Source organism: Alteromonas sp. M12 (genome assembly GCF_037478005.1).
Taxonomy (GTDB): Bacteria; Pseudomonadota; Gammaproteobacteria; order Enterobacterales; family Alteromonadaceae; genus Aliiglaciecola; species Aliiglaciecola lipolytica_A.
Map to the genome: position 1 here is coordinate 2,187,805 of NZ_CP144164.1, position 18,917 is coordinate 2,206,721.

Sequence of the window (18,917 nt, forward strand, 5' to 3'; positions counted from 1 at the left end):
CTAGTATTTCTAGTCTAGACAGTTTGATTTTTACGATCAAAATTGAATGCGATAAACCTTTTAACTAAACAATTCTAAATTGAGTAAATAAATGCCAAGTCCTAAATCTTCACCTGCAAAGCAAATTGATCAGCAAGCTCAACAATTAGATTCAACGGATAAATTGAGTGCGCTAAAAAGCCAGTTTGAATTGCCCGAAAACGGTGTTTATCTCGATGGAAATTCACTCGGCGCACTGCCTATTATTGCCAAACAACGAGCGCTAGAAACAGTTGAATTGCAGTGGGGGAGAGACTTAATTGCCAGTTGGAACAAGCACCATTGGATTGATCTTCCCATTACGGTAGGAGAAAAAATAGCGCGGTTAATAGGCGCAGGTGTTGGGCAAACTATATGTTGTGACTCCATCTCTGTGAATTTGTTTAAGTTAATCTGTGCAGCATTAGCAAAGCAACCGGGGCGAACGACGGTTTTATCCCAAGTTGATAACTTTCCAACAGACTTATATATGGTTCAAGGTATTGAGTCTTTGTTGAGTCAAGATCGCTGTCAGCTTAAATCGGTGAATGCAAATAATATAGAACAATCACTTACCGAGGAGGTGGCGGTTTTACTCGTAACCCAAGTCAATTATAGGACGGGCTACATTCATGACATGGCAAAGTTAACCAAATTAGCTCATGCTAAAGGAATTTTAGTTATTTGGGATCTTGCTCACAGCGCAGGCGTGCTGGATCTAAAACTTGACGATTGCCAGGTAGACTTTGCGGTGGGTTGTTCTTATAAATATCTCAATGGTGGGCCAGGCGCCCCTGGTTTTATTTATGTTGCTAAACGACATTTATCACATTTTAAACAGCCATTGAGTGGCTGGATGGGGCATAGTCAACCCTTTCAGTTCTCACCAACATTTGAAAGTGACAAGAGTATTTCACAATGTTTAACTGGTACACCTGCAATTATTTCAATGAGTATATTGGACGCTGCATTGGAGGTGTTTACGGCAGTGGATATGTCAGATGTAATGAGCAAATCTAAAGCCTTAACCTCGTTTTTTATGCAGGGTTTAAAAACACTTAAATTAGATCAAGAGTTAACCTGTATTTCACCTCAATCAGCAGAGTTGAGAGGCAGCCAAGTGGCGTTAACACATCCCTACGCATTTGCCATCTGTCAGGCACTTATTGCACATAAAGTTGTGGCTGATTTTCGTGCACCTGAGGTACTTCGTTTAGGTTTTGCGCCCTTGTATATTAGTTTCGAAAATGTTGCCACAGCATTACACAGTCTCAAAAAGATCATGCAAAATAAAGAGTATTTAAAAGCCGAATTTCAGCAACAGGGTAAGGTGACTTAAACAGCCTAATTACTTAAATTTTAATGATGGGTTAAGAATGAGTGGTCAGTTTATCGTTGTCTTTTATGATAAAGCGTTCTTTGTCAGCGCTGAGTCTGCCGCCAATCTCATTCAATCGCTTACGATTACTGTTGCTTAATTCACGTTTGTCTAACTCATTAAATAGGCGCAATGTTTTCGCTTTTTTATATTCCGCTAAATTGGATTCCAATAACCCTTGCAGTAAATTTAAACCAAAGGCAGCTTCCTTAGGAAACAGAAGATAGGCTTGGTAGAAGTAATCTACGGATTCTTGATAACGTTGCTGATTGTGTAAGTTCAAGCCCTGTTTGTTAAATTTGAGGGCTCTAGGGCGTCTTTCCCCTAACTCTTCTTCTTGCTGTGCAATTACCATTGAAGAGATGGTCTGGTCGGTTAGATCTTCTGTTTCTAACATTTTTTCTTCACAATCAAATAGAATTTGAGCCGCTCGCAATTCATCTCCTACACCTAACCATGCCTTTATGGCATCAGTCATTGTAGGGACATCTGCGGTCGTGAAGTCTTTTTGGTCTGCCTCTTCCAAAAGGGCTACGGCTTTATCTTGATCATTTTCTAACACGGCGACCAAAATGTTCATATAGTCACGTTTAATCGCAAGATTTTCTTCTAAATAATTGCGTCCTGCATTACCGATTAAAAATCGGGCTACTTGCAACGCGTTTGCTCTTTCATTTGCTTGTTTAGATTCTGCTATTGATAAGTAACAGCGCGCCAGTTCCAAGGATAATTCAGCGTATTTTTCACGTATATCTTTTGCGTTAAGCCGTTTTCGTTCCAACAAATCGATTGCTTTGTCCATTTTGTTTTGCAACTGGTAAACATAGGATTTGAGCTTAGCCGCGGTCATTGAAAGTGCACTTTCTTTAATTAGGTCTATGTACTCTTCGGCTTCTTCATATTCTTTTCTACCAATACAAATTCGCGCAAGCCACTCGCAGGCTTTGTCATTGGTTAAATGCGCACCTAGCATGTCTTTGAGTAATTCTTCACTGATTTCTATTTTGCCGGCTAAGTATTGCGCATGTATAACCCCCCATTTTGCCCAAATAACATTTTCTGCACTTTGTAACACGCTGTCATACAACGCAGTGGCTTCATCAAATCTTGAAAGCTTAAGGAGCAGTCTGGCGCGAATCTTTAACAGGGTAGTGCGGGACTTAGGTATCGAGTTGCTTTTAGCGATTTGTTCCAGCTTTTGCAGTGCGACATCCCAAAGCTTTTCATCCATCAGGGTTAGCACTGGCATCAGATGCCTACGAATTCTTAGTACGTTGGCGATGGTTTTTTCTAATATACGGATGGTGTAGGGTTTGATGACTAAGTCATCTGGATGGATATCAACAATTTGACCAATAATCAGTGGTAACCGGTCTGAGGTGACAAAAATTAAACTGGTGGTGTTTTTTAACAGCTTTTCACGATTCAACTCTTGAATAACTTCCACACCATTTTTATGATCACCAAGATGAAAGTCCATTAAAATCAAATCAAACTGACGAACCTTTAATGCTTTTTTGAGTTCTCTGCCGTGAATATAACAGGAGACATTCGAGTAGCCCATTTCTAGCAAATGGTTCCGTAAAAGAATTCGCGCCATGCCATTATCTTCAACTACAGCGATGTTGATTTTTGGTCCAACCACGATAATTTCTTCTTTCTGATCAATTTATTACGACAATATAGCAAGCATAGTATCAAAATAACAATGTACATTGCTATGGATAGATATTTATCCCTCGGCTTTTTACCAATTAGTTCGAAAAATCGGTAACTGGCAGCATTATATTGGCTGGTCTAGGATTACTGAAATGGTAAAGAAGTGGATTATTCATGATCAATATAACCCCATTTAACAAGTTTATGTTGTTGACTGTATACAGAAGTTGGCAGTATTTGATTATTTGATTTTCATTTACGTTAACGTTAAGGTGAGATTTTTGATAACCTTATTTACAAAGCATTAACACTGTCCATTTAATCGGTTTTCTAAAGGAAACTAGCATATGAATTTTGATTTAACCGAAGATCAAATCGCCTTCGTTGATACAGCGAAACAATTTGCAGATCAAGAACTTGCCCCCCACGCTGCGCATTGGGATAAACATCATATTTTTCCTAAGGAAGTAATTAAAAAAGCCGGTGAATTAGGCTTCTGTGCTCTTTACACCCCTGAAGATGCTGGCGGTTTACAACTTAGTCGTTTAGATTCAGCGCTTATTTTTGAACAATTGGCAAGTGGATGCACTGCCACCACAGCAATGATGACAATTCATAATATGGCCACTTGGATGATCGCGACTTGGGGAACTGAGACAGTCAAGTCGGCCTGGTGCCCAACGTTAGTGACGGGCGAACATTTAGCATCCTATTGTTTAACTGAGCCGGGATCTGGCTCAGATGCAGCATCATTGCGCACCTCTGCGGTAAAAGAAGGTGACCATTACCGTATTAATGGCTCTAAGATGTTTATCTCTGGTGCGGGAGAAACCGATGTTCTGGTGGTTATGGTCAGAACAGGTGACAAAGGCCCTGGCGGTATCTCAGCCGTGGTGATCCCTGCTGATGCTGAAGGGGTCATTTATGGTAAAGCAGAAGAAAAAATGGGCTGGAATGCTCAACCTACTCGGTTGATTACGTTTCAAGATGTTTTAATACCCGTTGATAATCTTCTCGGAGAAGAAGGGGAAGGGTTTAAATTCGCCATGATGGGACTCGATGGTGGCAGGGTAAATATTGCAACTTGCTCCATTGGTACTGCGCAACGGGCGTTGGAAACTGCTACTGAATATATGCAAACTCGCACTCAGTTTGGTAAACCCCTTGCGGCATTTCAAGCGCTACAGTTTAAATTGGCTGATATGGCGACCGAATTAGTCGCGGCCCGTCAAATGGTAAGATTGGCTGCGTTTAAGATTGATAGCCAAAGCCCAGATAAAACGACTTACTGTGCCATGGCTAAACGATTTGCAACAGACGTGGGTTTTCAAGTTTGTAATGAAGCGCTACAAATTCACGGTGGTTATGGTTACATTCAAGAGTACCCACTTGAGCGTCATGTGCGGGATGTGCGTGTACATCAAATTTTAGAAGGTACAAATGAAATTATGCGCGTCATCATCGGTCGACGTTTATTATCAAACAGTGATAGCCAAATCCTTTAGGAGTTTAGATTATGGAATTACCTGTAGTTTTTGATATTCAGACTTGTAAAAATGGCAAATCTATTGGAATCGCAACGCTCAACAGACCTAAATCGTTAAATGCATTAGATTTGGAAATGGTTAATTTATTGCTATTACAATTACAGTCTTGGCAGCACAATAACGACATTGCCATTGTGGTTCTAGACAGTCGCGGAGATAGCACTTTTTGCGCCGGTGGCGATGTGGTTTCAATGTACAATGCAATGAAAGACTCTAAAACAGAACAAAATAATCCGGCTATGGTTCCTGAATTACTCGAAACATTCTTTAGCCAAGAATACCGTTTGGATTATCTAATCCATACTTATCCGAAACCTATTTTAGCGTGGGGCAACGGCATCATAATGGGGGGCGGACTAGGATTGTTGGCTGGGGCGAGTCATAGAGTCGTAACCGAAGATGCCTTGATTGCCATGCCTGAAGCAGCCATCGGTTTGTACCCTGATGTCGGTGGTAGTTGGTTCTTAAATAAAATGCCAAAAGGTGTGGGGCAGTTTTTAGGTGTCACAGGGGCGAAAATCAATTGTCACGATGCTAAATTTGCAAACTTAGCTGACTTTGTTATTCAACATCAAAATAAACTGCAGGTTTTACGTCAAATCAAAACTACTGATTGGACTGAAAATTTCGCGCAAAATGGTCAACTCTTAACTGCGCTGTGTGCTGAATTTGCACAAACCTCAGGAGTTTGTAATTTGCACAAACACGCTGATCTATTAGCACGTTTGGCAGACACTACTACTTTACAAGACTACATAGATGCTTTAACAGCAGTTTCAATTTCTGATGATAAGTGGTTCAAAAAAGCACAAGATGCAATTGCATACAATTCACCAATATCGATGCACTTAGTGTTTCAACAACTTCACAGAGGAGTCGACTTATCTCTAGCTGAATGTTTTCAGATGGAACTAATTATGTCTTGCCGATGCGGTACCTATGGCGAATTTCAAGAAGGGGTTAGAGCGTTATTAATTGATAAAGACCGTAAGCCAAAATGGGCATTTGCAAATATTGCTGAAGTTGATGAAAAAACACTTAATCAGTTTTTCACCTCTATGTGGCCAAATAATGGGAATCCATTAAATGATTTGCAGTTAGCAAGTTAAATATATTGATTGTTGTTAATCTGTGCTTAGTGCTCAAAAATGTTTAACAGTGATGGGGTAATAAATTCTTCGACTGTCATTAATTGTAACGATAAAGATTGAAAGGTGAACTATGGAACTGAAAAATAAAGTAATTGCAATTACAGGTGCAGCCCAAGGACTCGGGTTGGCAATGGCTAAAACCTTCGCCGATGCTGGTGCCCATGTTGCGATGCTAGATATGCAAGATATTGTGGTTAAATCTGCAGCTGAACAAATTTCTGAGTTAGGCGTAACCGCTAGAGGCTACGCTGTTAATGTTACCGATGAATCGGATGTGGAATACGTGTTTTCACAGATTAAGAATGACTTTGGTCAATTGAATGGCTTAATCAATAGCGCAGGTATAATGCGTGACGGTATGTTGTTAAAGATAAAGGATGGAAAAGTCGTTGATAAAATGTCAAAGCAACAGTTTCAATCTGTTATTGATGTGAATGTTACAGGTACCTTTTTGTGTGCTCGAGAGGCAGCCTCTACAATGATTGAAACCAACAGCTCTGGTGTCATCATTAATCTATCTTCAGTGTCTCGCGGTGGCAACATGGGACAAACCAACTATTCTGCCTCTAAATCAGCGGTAGCCACCATGACAGTGACTTGGGCCAAAGAGCTAGCTCGTTATAACATTCGTACCGGTTGTATCGCCCCTGGATTAGTGAACACCGCCATGGCAGCGCAAATGCGGCCGGAAATGATCGAGCGATTCTTATCTACCGTTCCTGCTGGACGCCTAGCGGAAGTGGAAGAATTGGGCCATGCGGCAAAATTTATATTCGAGAATGACTATTTTACCGGGCGTACACTTGAATTGGATGGTGGAACAAGGGTTTAATACCCCCATTCTCTAAACCGCTGGGCTTTAATCTAGTTTGGCTGAAAATTTAAGGTAGTCTTTTTACATGTGGATTTGTCCAGCTTGTCGTCTTCCATTGTCATTGGAAAGTGGTACTTGGCGTTGTGAAGCTAAACATAGTTATGATAGAGCTAAAGAAGGTTACGTAAACCTGCAGTTGGCACAGGAACGCAGCAGCAAAGCGCCCGGCGATAACAAAGATATGATTTTGGCTCGTCGTGAGTTTCTGCAACAAGGATTTTACGATCCACTTATCGCTCGTATAGCTGATTTAATTCAAGCCCAATGCCTCAGTCCTGAGATACATTTATTCGATGCAGGTTGCGGTGAAGGGTATTATTTAGAACAAATACGCAGACAATTAGAAAGTGCCAAGCATCAATGTATTGCAGCAGGGTGTGATATATCCAAAGTGGCGATACAGCGCGCTGCAAAGACTCATAAAGCATGTCAATTTGCAGTTGCTAGTACATTTAAAATTCCTGTTGGGAGTGAAAGCTTGGATGTCGTCATTCAAGTTTTTGCACCTTCTAGCGAACAAGAAGTGGCTAGGATTTTAAAGCCAAATGGATTATGGATTCTAGTTAACCCTGGACCTAAACACTTGCAGCAACTAAAAGAATCCATTTATGACGTATCAAAGCCGCACACACTAACCCAAGTAGACACAAACAATTTCACGGTTCAAAGTAGAGAGTCACTTGGTTTTGATTTGAGTTTTAGTCAACCTGAACAGCGTTTGGCTTTACTTAAAATGACGCCTTATTTTTGGCATACCAGTGAACAAAATAAAGCCCAGTTTTTGCAATCCCAGATTGATTGTCAAACGGAATTTGATATTCAAGTATTGAGGAAAAATAGTGACATCTAAAGCGTTATTTTTAGATAGAGACGGTGTCATTAATGTTGACCATGGTTATGCATCCCGCCCAGATGAAATCGACTTTATTGATGATGTATTTGCGTTGTGCAGACGCTTCCAACAGCAGGACTATTTAATTCTGGTTGTGACCAATCAATCTGGGATAGGCCGCGGATATTACAGCGAAGAGGATTTTTTACTATTATCGAAATGGATGCAGTCAGAGTTTGCAACGCGGGGGATCACGATAGATGATTTTTTCTATTGTCCCCATCATCCATTAAAGGCAAAAGGAGATTATTTACAACAATGCCATTGTCGTAAACCAAACCCTGGCATGTTTGAACAAGCTAAGCAAAAATACAATATCGATATGGCAAAGTCGTTCATGATTGGTGATAACAAGACGGACATGTTGGCGGCGGCTAGAGCTGGGGTCACCAAGCGTTTTCTTTATACAACTTCAGAAATCGCTGATGACACCAATATTGGATTTGAATGCATTGATAGCTTAAATCGAGTTTCCCCTGCGTAACTCAATAAAAATGCATTAAATGTTTAATTGCCTGACTTAACAGTCCGGTGTTAAGCGTCTCAATACTTTCTTCACCCGTCTCACGGTCAAAAATCTTATAGCTACCGTTAGACAATACTTCTATGCGATTGCTGTTTTGCATCACAATGACTTTACTGCCTTTAGTGCCAACCAACCAATTGCGACGAGGTGCCTGCATTGATTGTCCGATGGAGTAATCATCAGAAAGGGCTTTACAGCCTAAGTTTTCTAACACAGTAGCAGGGAAGTCCAAATGGCTAGATAAGGTTTTGTCGAGTTTGAAATTAGCATATAGCGGCACTTGCTGAATATCGTCTCGATTTGAAGCAAGCTTCGAGATTATCACTTGGTTGCCATTCAACACACCTGATTTTATCAATTGTTGAATATTTGCATTGGATACAAATCCTATGGCTAATTTCGGTTTATCGGAAATACTTGCGGCAACAAAGCTTTCAAAATTTGTGCTTAGCTCAGTCAATTTTGAATTTTCTAAAGATAAATCAGAATATAAAAATACCGGCAATCCTAACTTTTGAGGAAGTTCTACCATTAGTGGGGTTTTATTGGTTAACTCCGACGTATAAATTTCCGGTAAGCCAAACAAACTCGAAAATTGAGAAGAGTGGTGGTTCGAGCTTAAATCATAGTGATCGTTGTAGGCGGTTAATGCCCTGTTTTGCAGATTCAGATCTGCATCGTCAGTTTGGATAAGTAAAACAAATTGTTTGTTGGTATTAATACTGCAATACACTGGATTAGCAGGATAATTAATGCCATGGACACTTCGATCAAACTGCAAGGCTTTACGTTGCTTATAATTTTCTATGTCCAATAACCCATATTTTGACATCAGCGCTTTAGCTGTTGCTGGGTATGATAAAGGAAACAAATTATCTTGTTTTACAATAGGTTGATAGAGATTTGCATCGGCCCAAATATGTAAAGCATGACTGCATACAAAACAGGTTACAAATACACTGCTAATGGGCATACCTAAGCGGAATTTTTGTAATCGTTCAATTCTTTTCCACAGAGCATTGGCTAAAATAAGTTGAAATGACAGCCAAACTACAAATAAAAGGAGTAAAAACCCCCATTGTTGCCAGCCAAATGCATTAATAACCGGTTGAGTCTCACTTTTAATCAGATCCGCAGAGCCGAAATTTAGGTGCAATCCATATTTAGTGTAGAGCAATGCATCAAATGCTAAGAGCGCTAAGCCTATGGCGGCTATCGTTGAAGCCGCGCCACGTATAAGCCGAGACTTAGGGAAAGCATATATCAGAGGTAAAACTAAAATGACAAAAGCGAAAAAAGTTAAAAAGCCAATATGACTGACCCAATTGACTAATAAAAATGTTATTCCCAACAAAGAATCTGGCAAAGGCGATGCAAAAACGTAAATTCCTGCAATCACCAAAGCAACGACAATATTTGAAAGGGTAAACCAATGTCCCCAAGCTACTAGCTTGGTTAACATGATGCGCCGAGGCGTTTCTGAGAGTATCATTTATTTTTGATTTCCATTGATACTTTTCATCAAGATTTGTGTAAACTGAGCGGCCATTTTTTCGCGCTGGTTATCGTTTACTTGATGCAAAAAGATGTTGGTGATCACATTACCCAACGCCATTAAAGATAAGTCTCGATTTGCTTGGTTTTTTTCAAGGGCAAATACGATGTCATTCATTAGCGCTTCAAATTGAGCGTCTGAATATTTGGATTGTTGAGGCATGTTTGAACCTTTAAACCGATTTTTGTGAATAGTAACAAGTATTCGAACAGATAGTAACTAGGTGCCGTTTTTTCAATAGTCGGTTTTCTTATTTTCCATAACTTTTAGAAGGTTAGATTTTCATGAGCGCTGTTATTCAACACTTTGTAGTACATCAATTAGGGATTAATGAACAACAAGAGTTAACCGTTGTTCCCAAAAGCACCTGTTTTGACGTCACTCCAGATATTGAAACACTTGCACAGCAAATTAATCAAGTATTCAATCAAAAACCCGGCAAAGGGGTCGGTAGTTTTATTGATCAAGCTTCTCAGTCAACCGATTCGGCAGAACAAGATACGGTTAAAGCTAACGATGAATTTCGTTCAGAATTGCTGGCGATGATTGCAGAACCTGAAAGCTTTATTGATTTTAGTGTTGCCAGTTGTGAAAAACTCAAAAAGAGTATGGTCGAAATGGCAACAGTGGAAACCGGTTTTGTTATCTTCAGCCATTATGAATTTTTAGCCACCGAATACTTAATGATTGCGTTGTTGAATACTAAACAGCACGTTGAAATCACTGAAAGATTAGAATTGACCTACAGTGATCATCTAGATCTAGCCAAAATGCAATTAGCGGTAAGAATCGATTTAACCCAATTAAAAACTCAACCCGAGCAAAACCGTTATATTAGTTTTATTAAGGGGCGAATGGGCAGAAAAGTCTCTGATTTTTTCATGCACTTTATCGGTTGCGAAGAACTTGTTGATATCAAACAGCAAAATAAGCAACTGCTGAAAACGGTAGACGAGTTTATCGCCTCTGAGCAATTAGACAAAGAAGAGCAGCAGCAAACACGGCAAATCGTTTCTGACTACTATAAAGCTAAATTGGAGCAAGGAGATGATATTCAAATTGAAGAATTGTCGCAAAGCCTACCCCAAGAAGATGGTCGCAATTTTGTTGATTTTAACCAACAAGCAGAAACGCCTTTGGAAGCTTCCTTTCAGGCCGATCGCAGTGCGTTAAAAACCCTTGCCAAGTTTAGTGGTCAAGGTGGCGGTATTAGTCTGAGTTTCGATAGAGTTTTGTATGGCGATCGAGTGCAATACGATGCGAATTCTGACACCCTATTGATTAAAGGGGTACCACCTAATTTGAAAGATCAGTTAACACGACATAATAGTTAGCTTTGTTGTGTTCAAACATGCCGATTTAGTTTGAATACGATATACTGACGCAATCATAAAACGATATTTACAACATCAAAATAACAGGACTTTTTTACACTATGCAGCTTTTTGTCAACGACTTAACCGTAATGGATTTTTCCTATCTTTGTGCACAAAGAGGGATGGTTGGTGAAAGTTGGATTGTCGATGTGATTTTAGATGGTGAACTTAATGAAGAAAGCATGGTGCTAGACTTCGGAAAAGTTAAGAAAGAATTGAAATTTCTTATCGATGAATATGTCGATCACAAATTACTCGTACCAGCCGAACATGCTTTTAGCCAGATCAAACGCGATCCCAATACCGATGAAGTAAAAGTAGATTTTTTACGGCCCAATGGTAAGTCGATCCATCTGTTGTGTCCTGCAGAAGCTTATGCTTTTGTTTACGCTTCTGAGGTAGATATAGATTCTGTTGGCCAATATTTAAAAGAAGTGATTGCCACACATCTGCCAAGCAATGTTGATGGTATTGAGTTAATTTTGCGTCCTGAAGTAATAGACACACCGTTTTATCACTACACTCATGGCCTAAAAAAACACGATGGTAACTGTCAGCGTATTGCTCATGGGCACCGCTCAAAGGTTGTGATTTATGAAAATGATAAATTGAATCTAGCGTGGCAGGCATATTGGGCTGAACGATGGCAAGACATCTACATAGGGAGTGAAGAAGATATTGTTGACGGCCAACAAAGTGTTTTAGCTGGACAAGTAGAGAACACGGAAACACATTTTTTCTTCACCTATGAATCCTCGCAAGGTGAGTTTTCATTAGCTATTCCAAAATCTGAATGCGAAATTGTTAACACCGACTCTACGGTAGAATGTTTAGCCCAATACATGGCATTGGATCTGAAACAACAGAGTCCGCAAAGTCATTTTAAAGTATTCGCATTTGAAGGGGTTGGAAAAGGAGCCATCGCTTATGCTTAAAACGTTGTTTTGTTGTTTCTTGGGTTTGATATTGAGTGTTCATGCCTTTGCTATTGAATTGCAAGGGGAGCTTTCGCAAGGTGCACTGATACGAGGGAAAGCACCCGTAGGCAGTCAAGTTTGGTTGGATGGTAAAAGCTTAGAGGTTTCGGAACAAGGATATTTCGTTTTTGGTTTCGGGCGTGATGCCGCCCTTGAGCATGAACTAAGTTGGCAGGCGCCAGAACAACCTAAACAACAACAAGATATCATTTTAAAAAAGCGTGAATATGATGTTCAACGCATTGAAGGCTTACCTCCTAAAATGGTGACACCTCCGGAAGATGTGTTAGCCAGAATTCGCCTAGATAACCAACAGGTCGCAAAAGCCCGTGCGCTTCGAGACTCGCGCATCGATTTTATGCAATCGTTTATTTGGCCTGCTGAAGGACCAATTAGTGGCGTTTATGGCAGTCAACGGGTGTTAAACGGACAACCCAAAAGACCGCACTTTGGACTCGATGTAGCAGCACCTACGGGCACTCCTGTTTATGCTCCGGCTGCAGGCGTGGTGACACTCTGGGTACCTGATATGTATTATTCGGGTGGTACTATGATTATTGACCATGGTCATGGTGTTTCTTCTACTTTTTTACATTTGCATGCAGGTCATGTGAAAGTGGGGGAGCAGGTTGAACAAGGGCAGTTGGTTGCTGAAATTGGTGCCACTGGCCGAGTTACTGGAGCACATTTGGATTGGCGAATGAATTGGCAAAATCAACGAGTAGACCCAGCGTTACTCGTCCCTGCAAGACCTTCTGAATAAACTAAAATCTTTGCTAAAAACTGTACCATGGCTAACTTGTTTTGGTGATATATTTTGTATTGAGTCATAAACAAAGGTTTCTGCAATGAAATACGATTTAGACATGAGTACGATTATCGGGATCAAACCCATGAAGGCGTCTGAAGTGGTGAAAATACATCAAGTATTGGACGGATTTGAACCAAACGGCGTTGCCTTTGAAGATGTATTAAAGCAAACGAAGATGGATCCCGTGCGGTTAAGAGAGTTATTAGATAAATATCATTTTTACTTCACTGAAGTAGGTGATTCATCTCGCTATATCGTTAATCGATATCACTACGATGAATCAGATCTAGATGAAGTTATCGACAGCATAGAAAGACGGAATGTACGATTCGCAATCGCTAAATTTACGCCATTTTTCTTAATTGGTCTGGTTTTGTGCAGTGCCACTATTGGTTTTATGCTTTCGGCAATTGTGAATAAAAATGGCGGTTATTGGTAATTCAATCTCAATTACGCGAATCTGCTGGGAACATTCGACCTAGCCAGGTTTAAATAAATGCCAATAGTTTAGAGTTGGCAGTTTTAAAGCCACTGGCAAGTGGCATAAAACGTTTTGTTAAGGTAATTCGAAGTTATGCCAATTGGCGTGTTTCTTTTTAATACATGAGCAAACAACAACTGGCTTACTGAGCGTTTAACCATAAAGCCTGTTTTTGTAGATTTGAAGTCGTTAAGTAAATTGTATCTTTGGCTGCATTTTTAATCGGCATGTCAAACGTTTTAAGTTTGCCGTCACGGAACACAAATAATTTCACTGTTGGTTGCTCGCTATAATTTTCTAACGTGGTAAATACAGAATCTTTATTCACTTGCCATTGTTCAATGGCAATTAGGTTATCTTTGATCTGTAAACCGGCTAAATACGCAGGTGAACCTTCTAAAACTTGTAAAATAGAGATGCCCGTTGCTGCAGCTTCGAAGCTTGCGCCAAAATCAATAGAGAGGGTTTCATCTGCAGGTTTTCCGCCTTTATCATTTGCATCTTTTCTTGCTCTGTAGTGCATATCAACACCGAAATCTGCCAACAATTGCTCAGTAGGGAGAGGTGTTGTGGTATATAAAGCCGTTTCCAAAAATTCATCTAGATTGATGTTTAAATTTTGCTTTAAAATCGTTTGAATAGAGTCGTTTTGGGTACCAATATTGACGTAACCAAATTGCTGCCAAAGTCGTTTTAACAGGTCGAAAATTGTAAAACGATTGGCTGACTCTTTGCGTATTAACAAATCTAGGCATAGTGCTATTTCTGCACCTTTAGCGTAATAACTCACAATATTATTTGCGGCACTAGCATCTTGTTGATAAAAGCGAGTCCAAGCGTCATAACTCGACTCTGTAACCGTTTGTTTTAGATAACCAGGATTACGTTTGAGTCGGGTTAATGTTTGTCCAATAACTTCAAAGTAGCTAGGCACATCGATTAATTCACAGCGCAACAAGCTGAGATCATCAATGTAGCTGGTAAAACCTTCGTAAATCCATAGTTGTTCAGAATAGGTTTCTTTACTTAAATCTAAATCGATAAATTCCGCAGGCTTGGTTCGTTTAACGTGCCAAGTATGGAATAACTCGTGACTACATAAGCTTAAAAATGTGCGATAACCGTCAGGCATTTTATGTTGTTGTGCTTTGCTTGGAAGCTGATTGCGAGCGAATTGTAAAACAGTCGAATGACTATGCTCTAAACCACCAAACCCAGATTGACAGAGTAAAGTTATGAATACATAACGATTAATTGGCGTGTTTTCGTTAAACAGCGCCAAATGATGCTCACATATTTTTGGCAAGTCGCGACAAATTCTATCGGTATCAACTTGATGAGAGCCGGTCAAAACAAATTCAAATTCAACCTCCTGCACCTTGAAATAAGTAATATCCAGTTCACCTATTATCACTGGATGATCAATCAGAGTTTGATAATTATCGGCACTAAATTTCTTGGTTAATTTGTTTGATTGGGTTTCCAACATTGCTGTTGCAACAGACCAGGTATCCAACTTTGTTGCAGGAAGGTTGATCTCAACGCTGCAAGGGCCAGAGTAGCCCTCCACTTCAAAGAAAACGCTGGTGCCGTTAAAAAAAGCATATTCATCGCATATATAGGCGCTTCTTACTGACAAATCAAAGGCATAGACAATACTCTCGATATGAATCTTGCCACTGCCAGCTTTTACTTTCCAAGTTTGTTTATCTAATTTTTCAATATCTAAACTGTTTTGATTATCGTCGTACGCTTTGAGAGATACTATATTTTTAGCAAAATCTCGGATCATGTAACTTCCAGGGATCCATGCCGGTAACTTTATCTTGATATCAACTTGATCAGCAAAGTTGATGGTTTGAATAATTTTGAATGTGTGTCCAGCAATGGAGTCAACAGTTACGGAATAATGTACTTGTTCAAATGTTTGCAAAGTTGTGCTCTATTATAGTTTTATTGATTTAATCAACCGCCAGATAAATCACTTATTAAGTGACGGGACGAGATATCTTTAGCATAACCGATAGCCTTTGTTGAGTTAAGTTAAAAGCAGTTAAAGCATTGATATTAATCTCAGTTATGACAGTTAAAAGTTGTAGAGTCAGAGTTTAAATGATAAAAAACATACAACTTGTAAGGATTAATGGTTTTGATGACAATCAAAAGGTAACTTTTAGGAGAGTTCGAAAAGGTGGCAATATTAAAGGACAAAGTAGGCTTAACGCGGGAGGATTTGCGTAAATTGCGTGCTATGCGACCCGGACTTTCTTTGGATCTTCAAGTTATGGCTGCTTCTGGGGTTAAAAGAATCAAGACTGAATTTGTTGGTTTAGATGGCAGCCGCTGTTTAATTATTAAATTTCCTGATGAAGCTCGTTGGGGCAATTTACGGGATGTCATATATCCTGATAGTGTTTTAGTCGTGCGTTACATTCACGAAGAAGATGCCGGCGAAGTAGTCGCATTTAAAGTCAAGATTAATGTCATACTGAATAAACCAGGTAACTATATATTTACTTCGTTTCCGCTTTCACTTCAGTGTCATGCACTGAGAAGTGAGCAACGAGCCCAAGCCCACGTATTTGTGACTGTGGTAGAAACTGAATCTGATGTGATGTTATTTGATGGTCTAATAGTGGATTTGTCTTCAAGTGGCTGTCGCGTCTCAGTAGACCGTCAACTGGTGAAACAAAAATTGGCGCTAAAAACACACATCACCTTAGCGATTAAAAATCCAGACGGAAAAATATCCGAATTAACTGGTATAGTTATGAATCAAAAAGTCGATGAAACCCGTTTTTACTTAGGTGTTAAATTCGAGGCTTCAGAAAAAATTGTCGAAGGTTTGTTGCATCAACTGATGATAGCTTGACCTTTTACTGGGTGACATTATGGGCGTTGTCGTGGGGATAACTCCTAATTGAGTGGCATCACTATTAATAATAATAAAATTAAGATGTGCAGAGCTTTTGCTCCATTTACGAGGTATCTATGCGAAGAGTCGAAACGTTATTAAATGAATATGGCGAAAGTCATCAAAATAAAACTAATGTTTTAATCCACGGAATTGCCGTTCCGGCAATTTATTTTGTGACATTTGCATTAATTTGGTCTATTCCCACCCCTGAATTTTTAAATCATTTCGATATCACATGGGCCCATGTGATTTCTATTCCTGTGCTTTGGTATTACTTTAAATTGTCTGGCCCAATTGGGGCTGCAATGACGTTGTTCACTATTTTATGTTTTGGCGGAATCCGGCTGTTAGCTTATTTGGATATTTCCGTATGGCAATTTAGCTTAGCGCTTTTTGTGGTGATGTGGATTTTGCAATTTGTAGGTCATAAAATCGAAGGAAAAAAACCATCCTTTCTTAAAGATATTCAGTTTTTATTAGTCGGTCCTGCTTGGTGGTGGGTACATTGGTTAAAACGTTTTAATATTCAATATTAAAACACCGATTTGAGACATTTAAAAAGCCAGTTGATTGAGGCGTTCAATCACAGGTATTTAGTCTTTAACTGAATATCGCAAGTTGAAAAACTGCGGAAGTTCGACGGATTACTTACTTTGCGACAAACACAACTATGGTTGGGATTAACAACGAGTTTTTGATTATCTGCAAGGGTATAATAAACGCTTAATCTGTTCACTTGAGATTTACTTTGATCAATTGGCAAAAACTGTTCGAAAATCGTGAGAGGCTATTCTGGACCCTGCATACCGGAGGGTGGGCTGGTTTCGCGATTGTTTATTATATTGGTTCATTCTTACATGATGTACGCGGAATATGGATTTTTGTCATTGCACTAAATGCAATGGCAGGGTGGTTGTTAACCATACCTTTGCGCTACATATACCGTTGGGCTCATCAACAAACTGCATGGAAAATGCTACTTACTGTAGCCGTCAGTGCTTATTTTATTGCCTTATTCTGGGCCGTTCTGAAAAATATTAATTATTGGGAAATTTATAAACACGGTTATCGACCTGAAGCTTGGTTTATGTATTTCACTAACACCATTAATTCATTGATCATGGTGGTATGTTGGAGTGGATTGTATTTTGGGATTAAGAACTTCCAAATGCTGCAAAAAGAAAAGCAAAATGCACTCAAAGCGTCAACAATGGCCCACCAAGCACATTTGAAAATGCTCAGGTATCAATTGAATCCGCATTTTTTGTTTAATACTTTAAATGCGATCAGCACGTTAATTTTAATTAAAGACAATAAAACTGCTGAGGCAATGGTCAGCCGGTTAAGTGACTTTTTGCGTTATTCGCTAGATAAAGATCCGATTAAAAAGATTTCACTTAAGCATGAAATACAAGCCTTAGAGCTATATTTAGAGATAGAAAAAGTACGTTTTGATGATCGCTTAGACGTTGAATGGGATATCGCTGAAGATTGTAACCAAGCCTTGGTTCCCAGTTTAATTTTGCAACCAATCATCGAGAATGCGATTAAATATGCTATTTCTAAAATGGAAAAGGGCGGTAAAATAAAAGTTGTCGCTAAATCGTTTGGCCGCGATTTGATGCTCGAAGTAAGTGACAATGGCCCAGGTGCTAATATTGAAAATGGTCAATTAAATCGTAGCAATGGTGTTGGATTACCGAATATCCAAGAACGACTCAACTCATTGTATTCAAATAACTTTTCTTATGTCGTATCTCACAATCAGCCTACGGGTATAAAAGTGAGCATTCGAATTCCTTTTGAGGTGAATGAACATGACAACCAAAATTAAAGCGTTGATTGTAGATGACGAGCCATTAGCAAGAAAAGGCTTGGCAGTTAGGTTGCAAGAATTTGATAATATTGAAGTATTAGGGGAGTGCCAAAACGGCCTCGAAGCTGTTTCAGTGATACCTCAACTTCGTCCCGATTTGGTATTTTTGGATATCCAAATGCCAGGCTTAAACGGTTTTCAAGTGATCAATAAACTCAGAGAATTGCAGCAACCGGTTCCTATTATTGTGTTTGTTACCGCCTATGATAGTTACGCCATAAAAGCCTTTGATATTCATGCTTTAGATTATGTTTTAAAGCCTATCGATGAAAAACGCTTGCGGGTAGCAATCGAAAAAGTATCTGCGGTATTTGGACAAAATAGTGAAGGTGAACAAAAAGTTAAGTTAGCTAAACTCGTCGCTGAATTTACCGGAGACGATTGTGAAGATATTTTACAACGTCTGGCATCAGGCGAAACTATTGATAACAAGCGTTATCCTTCTATTTTAGCCATAAAAGACGGTTCCGAAGTGACGCGAGTTGCCGTTGACGATATTCAATGGATTGATGCAGCAGGGGACTATATGTGTGTCCATGCTTCTGATGGTACTCACATAATGCGCCGCACTATGAAGGAACTAGAGGAAGAATTGGATCCCAGAAAGTTTGTCAGGGCCCATCGTTCAGCAATCGTCAATATTCAATATGTCACTAAAATGGTCAGTCATGTTAGTGGTGAGTATCATCTCGTACTGAGTAATGACACTGAATTAAAAGTGAGTCGCAGTCATAGAGATAAAGTGAAGGAAATGATCAGGGTTTAATAACGACACTTTTTGCTTAATCGTCAGCTCTATTGGTTTCAAACACAATTTATGTAGCGGCAGTTCGTTAAAGGACTTTTTATAAGTAATTGACTTTATCGTTAAGTGGCGTA

18 protein-coding genes are annotated in these 18,917 nt (G+C 39.5%); 14 read left to right on the plus strand and 4 right to left on the minus strand.

Annotated elements, in window-relative coordinates; all coding sequences use genetic code 11:
- Positions 1–91: 91 nt before the first annotated feature.
- Entirely contained in the window at positions 92–1,357 is a 1,266-nt protein-coding gene (kynU, locus tag VUI23_RS09350) for a kynureninase (protein WP_342808006.1), read from the plus strand.
- Positions 1,358–1,388: 31 nt separating this feature from the next.
- Here kynU and VUI23_RS09355 read toward each other — a convergent pair whose 3' ends face one another.
- Entirely contained in the window at positions 1,389–3,041 is a 1,653-nt protein-coding gene (locus tag VUI23_RS09355; protein ID WP_216047633.1) for a response regulator, read from the minus strand.
- Between the two features lie 361 nt (positions 3,042–3,402).
- Here VUI23_RS09355 and VUI23_RS09360 point away from each other — a divergent pair, with 361 nt between their 5' ends.
- From VUI23_RS09360 to gmhB, 5 genes are all read left to right on the plus strand, one after another.
- Entirely contained in the window at positions 3,403–4,560 is a 1,158-nt protein-coding gene (locus tag VUI23_RS09360; protein ID WP_342808008.1) for an acyl-CoA dehydrogenase family protein, read from the plus strand.
- A gap of 11 nt (positions 4,561–4,571) precedes the next feature.
- Positions 4,572–5,711, plus strand: coding sequence for an enoyl-CoA hydratase/isomerase family protein (locus VUI23_RS09365; protein WP_342808010.1), 1,140 nt, complete (start codon positions 4,572–4,574; stop codon positions 5,709–5,711).
- Positions 5,712–5,823: 112 nt separating this feature from the next.
- Positions 5,824–6,585 (plus strand): SDR family oxidoreductase, encoded by a 762-nt coding sequence (locus VUI23_RS09370; protein WP_216047636.1) that lies wholly within the window; start codon positions 5,824–5,826, stop codon positions 6,583–6,585.
- A gap of 67 nt (positions 6,586–6,652) precedes the next feature.
- The gene (locus tag VUI23_RS09375) at positions 6,653–7,477 is read left to right on the plus strand and encodes a putative RNA methyltransferase (protein ID WP_303501915.1); all 825 of its coding nucleotides are present in this window, start codon (positions 6,653–6,655) and stop codon (positions 7,475–7,477) included.
- On the plus strand, positions 7,467–8,003 hold the full coding sequence (gene gmhB / locus VUI23_RS09380) for a D-glycero-beta-D-manno-heptose 1,7-bisphosphate 7-phosphatase (RefSeq protein ID WP_342808012.1): 537 nt from the start codon (positions 7,467–7,469) through the stop codon (positions 8,001–8,003). Before VUI23_RS09375 ends, gmhB begins: the two co-directional genes overlap by 11 nt.
- 1 nt (position 8,004) lies before the next feature.
- Here gmhB and VUI23_RS09385 read toward each other — a convergent pair whose 3' ends face one another.
- Both VUI23_RS09385 and VUI23_RS09390 read right to left on the minus strand, forming a co-directional pair.
- Entirely contained in the window at positions 8,005–9,537 is a 1,533-nt protein-coding gene (locus tag VUI23_RS09385; protein ID WP_216047639.1) for a DUF3413 domain-containing protein, read from the minus strand.
- On the minus strand, positions 9,538–9,762 hold the full coding sequence (locus tag VUI23_RS09390) for a DUF1414 domain-containing protein (RefSeq protein WP_216047640.1): 225 nt from the start codon (positions 9,760–9,762) through the stop codon (positions 9,538–9,540).
- Positions 9,763–9,884: 122 nt separating this feature from the next.
- Here VUI23_RS09390 and yejK point away from each other — a divergent pair, with 122 nt between their 5' ends.
- The 4 genes from yejK (at position 9,885) to VUI23_RS09410 (ending at position 13,203) form a co-directional block, all read left to right on the plus strand.
- On the plus strand, positions 9,885–10,934 hold the full coding sequence (gene yejK / locus VUI23_RS09395) for a nucleoid-associated protein YejK (RefSeq protein WP_342808014.1): 1,050 nt from the start codon (positions 9,885–9,887) through the stop codon (positions 10,932–10,934).
- Between the two features lie 101 nt (positions 10,935–11,035).
- Complete coding sequence (locus tag VUI23_RS09400) at positions 11,036–11,911, plus strand: 6-carboxytetrahydropterin synthase (RefSeq protein WP_216047642.1); 876 nt, start codon at positions 11,036–11,038, stop codon at positions 11,909–11,911.
- The gene (locus VUI23_RS09405) at positions 11,904–12,716 is read left to right on the plus strand and encodes a M23 family metallopeptidase (protein ID WP_216047643.1); all 813 of its coding nucleotides are present in this window, start codon (positions 11,904–11,906) and stop codon (positions 12,714–12,716) included. The genes VUI23_RS09400 and VUI23_RS09405 overlap by 8 nt, the downstream gene beginning before the upstream one ends.
- An 85-nt stretch (positions 12,717–12,801) precedes the next feature.
- The gene (locus VUI23_RS09410; RefSeq protein ID WP_216047644.1) at positions 12,802–13,203 is read left to right on the plus strand and encodes a hypothetical protein; all 402 of its coding nucleotides are present in this window, start codon (positions 12,802–12,804) and stop codon (positions 13,201–13,203) included.
- Positions 13,204–13,387: 184 nt separating this feature from the next.
- Here VUI23_RS09410 and VUI23_RS09415 read toward each other — a convergent pair whose 3' ends face one another.
- Positions 13,388–15,178 (minus strand): PDZ domain-containing protein, encoded by a 1,791-nt coding sequence (locus VUI23_RS09415; protein WP_342808016.1) that lies wholly within the window; start codon positions 15,176–15,178, stop codon positions 13,388–13,390.
- Between the two features lie 258 nt (positions 15,179–15,436).
- Between VUI23_RS09415 and VUI23_RS09420 the strand changes: the two genes are divergently transcribed.
- From VUI23_RS09420 to VUI23_RS09435, 4 genes are all read left to right on the plus strand, one after another.
- On the plus strand, positions 15,437–16,117 hold the full coding sequence (locus VUI23_RS09420; protein WP_342808018.1) for a PilZ domain-containing protein: 681 nt from the start codon (positions 15,437–15,439) through the stop codon (positions 16,115–16,117).
- Positions 16,118–16,236: 119 nt separating this feature from the next.
- Positions 16,237–16,698, plus strand: coding sequence for an Mpo1-like protein (locus VUI23_RS09425; RefSeq protein WP_303501926.1), 462 nt, complete (start codon positions 16,237–16,239; stop codon positions 16,696–16,698).
- 212 nt (positions 16,699–16,910) lie between these two features.
- Positions 16,911–17,996, plus strand: coding sequence for a histidine kinase (locus VUI23_RS09430; RefSeq protein ID WP_216047648.1), 1,086 nt, complete (start codon positions 16,911–16,913; stop codon positions 17,994–17,996).
- The gene (locus tag VUI23_RS09435) at positions 17,980–18,804 is read left to right on the plus strand and encodes a LytTR family DNA-binding domain-containing protein (protein WP_216047649.1); all 825 of its coding nucleotides are present in this window, start codon (positions 17,980–17,982) and stop codon (positions 18,802–18,804) included. The genes VUI23_RS09430 and VUI23_RS09435 overlap by 17 nt, the downstream gene beginning before the upstream one ends.
- Positions 18,805–18,917 lie beyond the last annotated feature (113 nt).

Excerpts from the sequence above, each read along its gene's own strand:
- kynU (WP_342808006.1), top strand. The coding sequence starts at position 92 with ATGCCAAGTCCTAAATCTTCACCTGCAAAGCAAATTGATCAGCAAGCT.
- VUI23_RS09360 (WP_342808008.1), top strand. The coding sequence starts at position 3,403 with ATGAATTTTGATTTAACCGAAGATCAAATCGCCTTCGTTGATACAGCG.
- VUI23_RS09365 (WP_342808010.1), top strand. The coding sequence starts at position 4,572 with ATGGAATTACCTGTAGTTTTTGATATTCAGACTTGTAAAAATGGCAAA.
- VUI23_RS09370 (WP_216047636.1), top strand. The coding sequence starts at position 5,824 with ATGGAACTGAAAAATAAAGTAATTGCAATTACAGGTGCAGCCCAAGGA.
- VUI23_RS09375 (WP_303501915.1), top strand. The coding sequence starts at position 6,653 with ATGTGGATTTGTCCAGCTTGTCGTCTTCCATTGTCATTGGAAAGTGGT.
- VUI23_RS09385 (WP_216047639.1), bottom strand. The coding sequence starts at position 9,537 with ATGATACTCTCAGAAACGCCTCGGCGCATCATGTTAACCAAGCTAGTA.
- VUI23_RS09390 (WP_216047640.1), bottom strand. The coding sequence starts at position 9,762 with ATGCCTCAACAATCCAAATATTCAGACGCTCAATTTGAAGCGCTAATG.
- yejK (WP_342808014.1), top strand. The coding sequence starts at position 9,885 with ATGAGCGCTGTTATTCAACACTTTGTAGTACATCAATTAGGGATTAAT.
- VUI23_RS09400 (WP_216047642.1), top strand. The coding sequence starts at position 11,036 with ATGCAGCTTTTTGTCAACGACTTAACCGTAATGGATTTTTCCTATCTT.
- VUI23_RS09405 (WP_216047643.1), top strand. The coding sequence starts at position 11,904 with ATGCTTAAAACGTTGTTTTGTTGTTTCTTGGGTTTGATATTGAGTGTT.
- VUI23_RS09410 (WP_216047644.1), top strand. The coding sequence starts at position 12,802 with ATGAAATACGATTTAGACATGAGTACGATTATCGGGATCAAACCCATG.
- VUI23_RS09425 (WP_303501926.1), top strand. The coding sequence starts at position 16,237 with ATGCGAAGAGTCGAAACGTTATTAAATGAATATGGCGAAAGTCATCAA.
- VUI23_RS09435 (WP_216047649.1), top strand. The coding sequence starts at position 17,980 with ATGACAACCAAAATTAAAGCGTTGATTGTAGATGACGAGCCATTAGCA.